9 protein-coding genes are annotated in these 10,542 nt (G+C 40.4%); 3 read left to right on the forward strand and 6 right to left on the reverse strand.

The features are described 5' to 3' along the window. Positions 1-3 precede the first annotated feature (3 nt). The 5 genes from cysS to radA form a co-directional block, all read right to left on the reverse strand. A complete protein-coding gene (gene cysS, locus BM098_RS06735) occupies positions 4-1,395 on the reverse strand; it encodes a cysteine--tRNA ligase (RefSeq protein WP_089831703.1) in 1,392 nt (463 codons plus the stop codon). Then, positions 1,392-2,045 (reverse strand): serine O-acetyltransferase, encoded by a 654-nt coding sequence (gene cysE, locus BM098_RS06740; protein WP_089831705.1) that lies wholly within the window; start codon positions 2,043-2,045, stop codon positions 1,392-1,394. The genes cysS and cysE overlap by 4 nt, the downstream gene beginning before the upstream one ends. 294 nt (positions 2,046-2,339) lie before the next feature. Then, positions 2,340-3,812, reverse strand: coding sequence for a glutamate--tRNA ligase (gene gltX / locus BM098_RS06745; protein WP_089831707.1), 1,473 nt, complete (start codon positions 3,810-3,812; stop codon positions 2,340-2,342). A 161-nt stretch (positions 3,813-3,973) separates the two neighbouring features. Next, positions 3,974-5,077: a PIN/TRAM domain-containing protein gene (locus BM098_RS06750; protein ID WP_089831709.1), complete on the reverse strand. Its 1,104-nt coding sequence runs from the start codon at positions 5,075-5,077 to the stop codon at positions 3,974-3,976. 104 nt (positions 5,078-5,181) lie between these two features. Continuing rightward, positions 5,182-6,549 (reverse strand): DNA repair protein RadA, encoded by a 1,368-nt coding sequence (gene radA, locus BM098_RS06755; protein ID WP_089831711.1) that lies wholly within the window; start codon positions 6,547-6,549, stop codon positions 5,182-5,184. A 263-nt stretch (positions 6,550-6,812) separates the two neighbouring features. Here radA and BM098_RS13570 point away from each other — a divergent pair, with 263 nt between their 5' ends. Both BM098_RS13570 and BM098_RS06765 read left to right on the forward strand, forming a co-directional pair. Next, a complete protein-coding gene (locus BM098_RS13570; protein WP_200795836.1) occupies positions 6,813-8,519 on the forward strand; it encodes an IS200/IS605 family accessory protein TnpB-related protein in 1,707 nt (568 codons plus the stop codon). A 178-nt stretch (positions 8,520-8,697) separates the two neighbouring features. Further along, positions 8,698-8,955, forward strand: coding sequence for a helix-turn-helix domain-containing protein (locus BM098_RS06765; protein ID WP_089831713.1), 258 nt, complete (start codon positions 8,698-8,700; stop codon positions 8,953-8,955). Between the two features lie 267 nt (positions 8,956-9,222). Here the strand turns inward: BM098_RS06765 and BM098_RS13690 are convergent, their stop codons facing one another. After that, positions 9,223-9,447, reverse strand: a complete 225-nt coding sequence (locus BM098_RS13690) for a hypothetical protein (protein WP_089831715.1) — start codon at positions 9,445-9,447, stop codon at positions 9,223-9,225. Positions 9,448-9,589: 142 nt separating this feature from the next. Between BM098_RS13690 and BM098_RS06775 the strand changes: the two genes are divergently transcribed. Next, positions 9,590-10,186 carry a hypothetical protein gene (locus tag BM098_RS06775; protein WP_089831717.1) on the forward strand — a complete coding sequence of 199 codons (597 nt, stop codon included), beginning with the start codon at positions 9,590-9,592 and terminating at the stop codon, positions 10,184-10,186. Positions 10,187-10,542 lie beyond the last annotated feature (356 nt).

Below are 10,542 nucleotides of genomic sequence, written 5' to 3' on the forward strand. Positions count from 1 at the left end.
CGCCTAACCCCGACGCCAACGCGTACCGTTAGCGGTATCTTCTAGAATAATATTTTCAGCTTTTAATTGATCGCGAATCTCGTCCGCCCGGTTAAAGTCCCGATTTTTCCGTGCGTCTTCTCGCTCAATTAATAATTGATCAATCTCCTCATCAAGTAATTCTTTCTCTGCTTTAATATCTAACCCTAAAACAGCAAAGAAGCGATTCAACAGCTGACTGAAAGCTTCTAAATCTGACGTTCGAACGTCAGCCTTCGCCAAATACGTGTTGATGACTTTAACCGCGTCAAAAATCACCGCTATCGCATTAGCAGTATTAAAGTCATCGTCCATCGCCCGTTCAAACTTAACGGTCAAATCAGCAATATCCGGTGTCACAGATGCCTCTTTAGACGTTGCTGTATCTAAACGCTCTACTAAACTTTTAACTGTATTCTCAATGCGTTTCAGCCCTTGTTCTGATTGCTTAATGAGCTCATGGCTAAAATTAATTGGACTACGGTAATGCACACTCAGCATAAAGAAACGTAGTAACACACCTGAATACTGATCAATCAAGTCACGTGCCAAAACAACATTACCAATCGATTTCGACATTTTCTCATTATCAATATTAATATAGCCGTTATGCATCCAGTAATGGCTAAACGGATGACCATTGCACGCTTCTGACTGAGCGATTTCATTTTCATGGTGTGGGAAGGTTAAGTCTTGTCCACCCGCATGAATATCAATCGTCTCACCTAGGTGCTCTTTTGCCATTGCTGAACATTCGATGTGCCATCCTGGACGCCCTTGTCCAAATGGGCTTTCCCAGTATGCTTCACTCGGCTTTGCTTTCTTCCATAACGCAAAATCAATCGGGTCTTCTTTTCGCTCGTCTACTTCTACACGTGCTCCGCTCCGCAAATCATCGAGTGATTGGTGGCTAAGCTTACCATAATCGTCAAATTTACGTGCTCGAAAATAGACATCACCTTCAGATTCATAAGCAAACCCCTTATCAATCAACGTCTGAATAAACGTAATGATTCCATCCATTGACTCCGTCACGCGCGGATACACCGTCGCTGCTTTTACCCCTAGACGAGTCACATCTTCTTGGTAGGCAGCGATATATTGATCACTTAATTGTTTTAAATCCATCCCTACTTCTTGTGCGGCGCGAATGATTTTATCATCAACATCGGTAAAGTTTAATACATATGTCACTTGATAGCCGCGGTACTCTAAGTAGCGTCTAACCGTATCAAAGACAATCGCTGGTCTAGCATTACCGATATGGATATAGTTATATACCGTTGGGCCACAGACATACATCCGGACATGTTCCGGTTCAATTGGTTCAAAGGTTTCTTTTTGACGGGTTAAAGTATTATATAATCGAATCGTCATGATTTGTTCGCCTCCTTTAGTTCCTGTAATTCTTGTCTCAACTGACGGACGTCATCTTTTAATTCTTCCAGACAGTCATCTACAGGGTCAGGTAACTTGTTGTGTTGTAAGTCACGTTTAATTTTCTTACCATTTTGCATAACGACATGTCCCGGGATCCCTACGACCGTTGAATAATCAGGCACATCTTTTAACACAACTGAGCCTGCCCCAATTTTAGACTCTTCACCAATCATAATTGCACCAAGTACTTTTGCTCCGGATGCGATTAACACATTATTTTTCAATGTCGGGTGCCGTTTCCCTTTTTCTTTTCCTGTTCCACCTAAGGTGACCCCTTGATAGATGGTGACATTGTCACCAATCTCACACGTCTCACCAATCACAACACCCATGCCGTGGTCAATAAAGAACCGACGACCGATTTTAGCACCAGGATGAATCTCCACGCCGGTAAAGAACCGACTGATTTGCGAGATAACCCGCGCAATAAAGAAAAACTTCTTCCGGTAAAAAACATGTGCGAGCCGATGTGACCAAACCGCATGGAGACCGGCATATGTTAAAATGACTTCCACATAAGACCGCGCTGCTGGGTCTTGGTCAAAGATGACATCCACATCTTCTTTTAATTGTTTAAAAAAATGCACCAATCTTCACCTCTTTTTCTAACCTAAAAGTAAAAAAAGCGCCACTGTGACAAATAGGCACAGAGACGCTTTTTGGCGTGGTTCCACTCTGTTTAGGCTTTAAACCCCAAACGCTTTGGTTGATAACGGTCAACCTGACCGCTCTAGTCTACTTTACTGTTCAACTAAAGACTCCGAGGGGCAACACCAAGCAAAAGCAACCCATCACTTCCAGCCTAGGTGATGTTCTCTAGTCGTCGCTTTGTTTACTTGTTGATTCCTCATCTACGTGATTTTATTTATTCTTTTGATAATCTATTCTTCTACATCTTGATGGAGCACTTGACGTAAACGGGTAGACACAACATCTAGCCCTAATAAAGCAATCGCTTGTGGTAATTCTGGTCCATGCATTTGACCAGTTGTCGCAACACGGATTGGCATAAATAGACCTTTACCTTTCACGCCAGTTGCTTTTTGGGTATGCTTAATGGCTGCTTTAATTTCAGCTGCTTCAAATGATTCTAACGCCACAAGTTCCGTTAGGAAGTGACTAAGGACGATTGAAACATCCTCGCCTGAGAGTAGCTCTTCTTCTTTTTCACCGTGATGGATTTCTTCTTGAAAGAACAGTTCTGTGAGTTCAACAATTTCTTGCCCGTAACTTAATTGATCTTTATACAGTAAGATAACCGCTTCTGCCCAGTTTCTTTCATCTGCTGTCATATCATCTGATAGCTTTCCTGCCGCAATAAGATGTGGCATCGCAAGGTCGATCACTTCTTGTGCTGATAGCTGTTTAATATACTGATTGTTCATCCACTTTAATTTCACCGGATCAAAGATTGCTGGTGACGTTGATAAACGCTTCGCATCAAACATCTCAATAAATTGTTCTTGAGTAAAGATCTCTTCTTCGCCTACAGGTGACCAACCAAGCAAGGCGATAAAATTAAACATCGCTTCTGGTAAGTAGCCTAAGTTTTTATATTGTTCGATAAACTGTAAAATGTGTTGATCACGTTTGGATAACTTTTTACGGTCTTCATTTAAAATCAAGGTCATATGACCGTAACGCGGAGCTGTCCAGCCAAACGCTTCAAACACCATCATTTGTTTTGGTGTGTTAGAAATATGTTCTTCACCACGTAAGACGTGAGAAATCGCCATTAAGTGATCATCAACCACAACCGCAAAGTTATACGTCGGCACACCGTCTTTTTTCACGATAACCCAATCGCCGAAGTCACTTGATTGGAAGGTAATATCGCCACGCACCATATCGTCGAACGTATAGGTTGTTTCTTCCGGTACGCGGAAACGGATACTGTATGAACGACCTTCTGCTTCAAAGGCTTTGATTTGATCATCTGTTAAGTCACGATGCGCGCCTGAATATTTAGGCACTTCACCGTTTGCACGTTGTGCTTCACGTTCTGTTTCTAGCTCTTCTTCTGTCATGTAACATTTATAAGCAAGACCACGATCCAGTAAGTCCGCTACATATTTATCATAAAGATCTAACCGTTCCATTTGACGATAAGGACCATACTCACCACCGATGTCTGCCCCTTCATCCCACGTAAGTCCTAACCACTTTAAGTAGTTTAATTGGCTTTCTTCGCCGCCTTCAACATTACGTTTTTGGTCCGTGTCTTCGGTCCGAATAATAAATTTCCCGCCTTGATTTTTCGTAAATAAGTAATTAAATAGTGCCGTTCTTGCATTCCCAATGTGTAAGTGTCCGGTTGGACTTGGAGCATAACGTACACGCACGTCGTTTGTCATTTTTGTATGTTCCCCTTTCAGTATTTCCACATATCTTTTTTTATTTTATCACTTTTTCATATGTTTTGCCTTAAATATGCGTGATTTCTCTTCTTTAAGGTCACGAAGAAAAAGTGATAACACTCGTTATCACTTCACTCTTCTTTATTTTTATACCTTTTTTATTGAACTTTTTCAAGTGCCTTTGGCTTGGCAAAGATCATTCTGCCGGCTGATGTTTGTAAGACACTGGTAATGAGAACATCAATCGTTTGATGGATGTAATTACGTCCTTCTTCTACAACAATCATCGTACCGTCATCTAAGTACGCCACCCCTTGATTTTGTTCTTTTCCGTCCTTAATCACTTGGACAACAAGTTTTTCCCCTGGTAAGACAACTGGCTTCACCGCATTGGCTAAGTCATTAATATTTAAGACGGGCACGTTTTGAAACTCACAGACTTTATTTAAGTTAAAGTCATTGGTCACGACAATGCCGTCCATCACTTTAGCAAGTTTCACTAGTTTACTATCGACTTCTTGAATCTCTTCAAAGTCACCGTCATACATTTCAACGTCAACATCAATTTCTTTTTGCAGACGATTTAAAACATCTAAGCCACGACGCCCACGGTTACGCTTTAAAGCATCAGATGAGTCCGCAATATGTTGTAATTCCTCTAACACAAACATCGGAATCACCAGCGTCCCTTCTAAAAAGGCTGTCTGGCAAATATCCGCAATCCGACCGTCAATAATGACGGACGTATCGAGTAATTTGGGTTTCACACTTGGCTTTTTATTTTCTTCCTCTGTATTATCAGCTTTTTGGTCCTTATCTTTTTTCTGGATTAAGAATAAAAATTCATATTGGCGTCTAAATCCGACTTGAAACCCTAAATATCCGAGTAAGGCCGTCAAGAATAACGGACCGACTTGTGATATGACGAGAACATCAAAGTCCTGAATCGGCTGGGAAATAAAATAAGCAATAACTAACCCGAAAACTAATCCAAAACTCCCAAAAATTAAATTTGTTAACGGTGCTTTCAACAGCACCTCTTCTAACCATTGAATAAATTCTACGATGTGGTCAACAAACCAAAAAGATAATAAATATAAAATAAGTGCGCCTAACACGAGACCAACATACGGAGCAATATACACCCGGTCAATAAAACTGCCGTTTAAAAACTCAACCGCATTTACTAACGCTGGAAAATATAAAAATCCAATCGTTCCCCCAGTGACAAGTATAAACAATTGCACAAATCTTTTTAGCACCACATTCACCCCCTTATACATAATTGTTTGACCCATCAAGTGCGGTCATTTTTTCCTATTTTAATCATCAAGATGAGAAAAACCATACGTCTTCATTAAAAAAATTATTCATTTAGTGTCGCTTTTAACGCTTGTTGGATTGACTCAACACCGATGACTTCGATATCATCTTTAATTACCAAATCACCAACATTACGCTTTGGAATAATCGCTCGCTTAAAGCCGAGTTTAGCTGCTTCTTGAATCCGTTGTTCCATCCGTGATACGCGGCGAATTTCTCCGGTCAAGCCAACTTCACCAATTAAGACATCATGTGCACGACACGGCTTATTTTTAAAGCTAGAGGCGATGCTAATCGCAACAGCTAAATCAATCGCCGGTTCATCTAATTTCACACCACCCGCTACTTTAACATATGCATCTTGATTTTGCATCATGAGACCCACACGTTTTTCTAAAACAGCCATTAAGAGCGGCACCCGGTTATGATCAATCCCGGTTGCCATCCGGCGTGGGTTACCGAAACTGGTTGGTGAAATCAGGGATTGAATCTCAACGAGCACAGGGCGCGTCCCTTCCATTGAAGCGACCACGCACGACCCGGCAACACCCTCTGATCGTTCTTCTAAAAAGATTTCAGATGGGTTCATGACTTCCTTTAAACCTTCTTCTTTCATTTCAAATATACCCATTTCGTTCGTACTACCAAAGCGGTTTTTAACCCCGCGTAAAATTCTAAAACTGTGGTGGCGTTCGCCTTCAAAGTACAAGACAACATCAACCATATGTTCAAGCATTCTCGGCCCAGCAATGGCCCCTTCTTTAGTCACGTGACCGACAATAAAAATCGGGATATGTTTTGTTTTTGCAATCCGCATTAGTTCACTTGTACACTCTCTTACTTGAGAGACACTTCCAGGTGCACTCGTGACTTCATCTTTAAAGATTGTTTGAATCGAATCAATCACAATAAAATCTGGTGATAGCTGTTCAATCTGCGCTTTAATTAAATTTAAGTTTGTTTCAGATAATACGTACAACTCATCACTCATCGCCCCAAGACGATCGGCTCTTAACTTCGTTTGTCGGGTCGATTCCTCACCCGAAATATATAACACCGTCACCTTTTTATCTGCGAGTTGCTGCGAGATTTGTAGGAGCAGGGTGGACTTTCCGATTCCCGGGTCCCCACCGATTAAAACGAGCGATCCTGGTACAATCCCACCACCTAACACCCGGTTAAACTCAGGCATTTGGGTTAATATCCTTGTCTCTTCTCTTGTTTCAATCGAGGTGATTTTTTCTGGTTTTTGACTTGTATTTGAGCCAATTCCGGTATGTTTCGGGGATGATTTGACCACCATTTCCTCAACTAATGTATTCCATTGTTGACAACTTGGACATTTCCCCATCCATTTTGCACTTTCGTATCCACATTCTTGACAGACAAATCGTGTCTTTGACTTTGCCATACACTCACCTCTTATTTGTTATTATACATGAAATCACGCCCGCCATGGTTACAAACCGATAAATTAATTGTGTAAAAAAGATGGAATTTCTTATTTTTGTTTTATCGTTTTAGGGCGAGAAGACACCTTCCTCAAGTGCGTCAGCACTAGGTGGGTGATGAATCGCTTGTTTTGAATATTTTTGAAGTGACAAACATATATTCCGCATGGTATAATTAAAGCACTAACAGTGACCGTCACAAAACCAAGGGAGGGTGGGTATCATGGGCATGAAGGCCATTTTTTCAAATCGCTTATATAAGCATAAAATCGACCCTGATTTTGTGATGTCCATGACTCACACCCTTCGGGTGTTTAATCAAGCCAAACATTTTCGGTATCAAACGGAGGTCCGGGAGCTTAGAGGCTCGAAAGCGAAAAGTTCCGTCTCCATCCATCAACGGTTAAAGCAACGTTACGGATTAAATGATTATTATGCGAACAGTGCTGTTCAACAAGGACGCGCCCTTCTATCCGCGCAAAAAGAATTGAAGAACATGTACATGCGTAATAAAAAAGAACAAATCAACGCCGTTAAAAGAAAAATAAAAGCGACGAAGGCGCGCTTGACGACACTTCAAAAGATAAAAGCCTCTTTTGTCAAAGGAACACCGACGTTCAATAAAACGTCACGCGAACAACAAAAAGGGGCCTTTTTTGTTGTGACATATAAGCATTCCACACGCTTATTTTACTGCGCCTATGATTTTGAACATCAACACCTTGATGTTCAAATCAAACACCTAAAGTCTCGCTTGGGCCAATTGAACTTTAAGAAAGATCGATATGAAAAAGAACAGACACAATTGACAAGCAAAGTGGCAGGTGTGTGTTTCGGGAGTAAGAAACTCGCCCGTGGCCGGTTAACACAAAAGTCTTATCACGCTCATCCAGAGCGTTGGCAGAAAGATTGGGCAGCGGCGCGTTACGGTAAGATGACTATTTCGGGACGGAAAGATGCTAAATCAGGTAACTTTGTCTTTCATTATCACCCAGAGACGCATACCCTTACCTTCAAAGCGATCGACCAATGTGTCATTCGTCTCACTGACGTTGTTTTTCCTTATGGCCAAGACCATGTCAACCATGCCATTCAGACACAAATGAACCTGAAAGATAAGAAAAAGTACGGGAAGCCTATTGGATGGTCGCTTGAGGACCATGGTGACTACTATATCGTTAAATGCTTAATCGATGTGCCGGCTACACCCTACCTGAATACCTCAACGTCGACCGGTATGGTTGGTGTTGATTTGAATGTGAATCATCTCGCTGTCGCCAATGTCAACGACATTGGTCAATGTGTGGATGCCTTTACCCTTCCGTTTAATTTAGAGGGTAAAACCAGTGGGCAGGCGACGAAAATAATAGAAGCAGAGGTTATTGCCCTCGTTGACTATGCCGTTAAACATCATAAACCACTCGCCATCGAAAGATTGGATACGACGCGGTCCAAAGTGTCGCGTCCCTATAAATACAAAAAAGCTAATCGACGAATGAGTCAGTTTGCTTATCAAAAGATGATCCAAGCGATCAAATCAAGAGCTGAAAAAATGGGGGTGGCTGTCTACGTTGTTAACCCTGCTTATACCAGTCAAATTGGCAAGATGAAATATATGAAGCGACTCGGTGTGTCCATTCACATGGCAGCCGCTTATGTCATTGCCCGTCGGGCAATGGGTTTTAAAGAAATACTCCCACCGATGTTGTATTCACTTGTTCCAGAGCAGAAACAAGGTCTACACCATTGGGCGCAATGGGCGTATATGATGCGTACCCTGTCTTTTGTTAGAACCCATGCGTTCTACCAGACAGAACGATTCGACCAAAGCAAGTTGTGTTCCTGGAACACACTATTTCCCCAACATGCTTTAACAGATGTTGAGAAAATAGGTTTGCGGCGGTTGGAGAGTAGAAAAGCCTATGCTTAGTTGAACGAGTATGGGTCGCCCTTAGGGTGTCCTTAAGGAATCCCCTTCCTCAAACATTCGTGAGAATGTTAGGTGGGGGTAGTTCAATTCACACGATGAACCCACGAGAAAAACATCCCGGTCTTAGCTTTTCTTTAAAAAACAACAAAAAAAGACACCCTTTAGTGTGGTGTTTCTTATGGTGAAATATAATTTTGAATTTAAATTAGAAGTAGTAACTGCTTATTTAGCAGGCAAAGGAGGTTATAAATCATTAGCTAATCAATTTTCAATTTCTGATAAAAGCACTGTTAGAAAATGGGTTAAAGTTTATGAAACGATGGGTGAATCAGGTCTAAAAAAGAGAAAGTCACATAAAACTTATTCTGTTCAATTTAAGTTAGATGTTCTACAATATAAATTAAGAACAGAAGAGTCTTATCAAGATGTTGCATAGAAGAAACAGAAAGACTAGAAAACCGGATGACTTCCATGCCGATATTTATGTTTCAATTAATCCAAATATTATTTAACTGAATGAATTTCATAATTCTGAGGCCTTGCGGCCCAATGGTTTTGAAGCATAAAAAAAGAGTGGGCTAAATTTAGCCCACTCTTTTATATTAAATAGTTTCTGATTTTACTGTTCCCAGCGAACGGTGTCAGCTTCTACATCTGGCTATGTTTTATACTATATCAAATCCTCTTGAAAATTAAAAGCTGCTCAACTAGCGTTTTTTGCCATTACACTAAAAAAGCCGAGAGCTACCCAGTTGACAGTCAACTCTGTGTAGCTTTCGGCACGAAAATGCACAATGGCAAAAATCAGGACGTCAAGGCGGAAAGGTGGAGATTTTTGAGTGGTTTTCTCAAAAATACGACCTGTGCCTTTACTTCCTGAAGCTTTAACAGTCATTGCAGCACCAGGGCTTTTCAACTCTGGTTGCAAGAGGCTCTGGGGTTGTTAAGGGGAGGAAGTCCCCTTAAGGTTTTATTTTTATGACTATTTTGTATGTATATCTTTTGAATACAATTTTATTTGTGTTAAGGTGTTTATATAGTCATAAAATAAAAGAAAAGGAAGTGTTTTTTTGTCAATCAAGAAAATCTTAGTTGGAACAATTGCTTTTTTATTACTAGCTGGTGGATTTGCAACTACAGCTTCAGCAAGTGAATATGACGATACAGCAATTGAAAGTAGCGTTGTAGAGAAAAATGATACTGGTATTCAATTACCGGATGATATGCGTGTTGGAGATACTTACAAAGAAACTGTTTCTGTAAATGGTGAAGATGCTACATACACCGTTACAAAAAACAGTGAACAATTGGATAATGCTAATGATGGTATATCTATCATGAGTGAAATTGTTGATTATCAAACTGTGCCAGTTTCAGGTACTGCTTCGTTTACCGTTAGAGGAGAATTTGGGCAACAGTATGCTGAATTTGAGTTATATACCGATGACGGATTAATTGATTATGTTCTTCCTGGACCTTATTTCTTTATTATGGGAGTTGATTCAGCAGAACTAACTCAAAGAAGTACTAGATTAGCTACGTATGACTTCCAAACATCTGGTTCTGTTGATTGGATAAATGGACCTACAGTTGGATTGGGTGTTCGCGCAAGAATAAAAAGTTCCGTTAATCAAAATATTAACACTTTAACTACTGAAATTTATTAGACTTAAATTCGAAAAGGGGCTGTTTATAGAATGCATTCAATACAAATAATAAGCTTATTATCTACGCTGTTTTATATTCTTTTAATAATAGCCGGTTACATTATTAAAAGAAGTATAATTAAGGTTTTAGAAAGTAACGATTCTCTGAAGCCTGATCAAATTAGCAATTTAAAGACTGTAATAAATGTTATTTACTACACTATTGCAATAGTTCTTTTGGGAATGATTTTGTATCCGTATATTGTTAGTTTAAGTTTCAATTAAGAAAAGCTCGGCTAGGCCTCGCCCTTTTTGGGCTAGAGGTTAGCCGAGCTTTTCAATTCTGGATTTTTATAAGTGATGCCATGAAGGCTTGT

This window comes from Halolactibacillus halophilus (assembly GCF_900115605.1).
Lineage (GTDB): Bacteria > Bacillota > Bacilli > Bacillales > Amphibacillaceae > Halolactibacillus > Halolactibacillus halophilus.

What these genes read in the sequence shown, in the direction of transcription:
- BM098_RS13570 (WP_200795836.1), top strand. Translation starts at nt 6,813, where the DNA reads ATGGGCATGAAGGCCATTTTTTCAAATCGCTTATATAAGCATAAAATC.
- BM098_RS06765 (WP_089831713.1), top strand. Translation starts at nt 8,698, where the DNA reads ATGGTGAAATATAATTTTGAATTTAAATTAGAAGTAGTAACTGCTTAT.
- radA (WP_089831711.1), bottom strand. Translation starts at nt 6,549, where the DNA reads ATGGCAAAGTCAAAGACACGATTTGTCTGTCAAGAATGTGGATACGAA.
- gltX (WP_089831707.1), bottom strand. Translation starts at nt 3,812, where the DNA reads ATGACAAACGACGTGCGTGTACGTTATGCTCCAAGTCCAACCGGACAC.
- cysS (WP_089831703.1), bottom strand. Translation starts at nt 1,395, where the DNA reads ATGACGATTCGATTATATAATACTTTAACCCGTCAAAAAGAAACCTTT.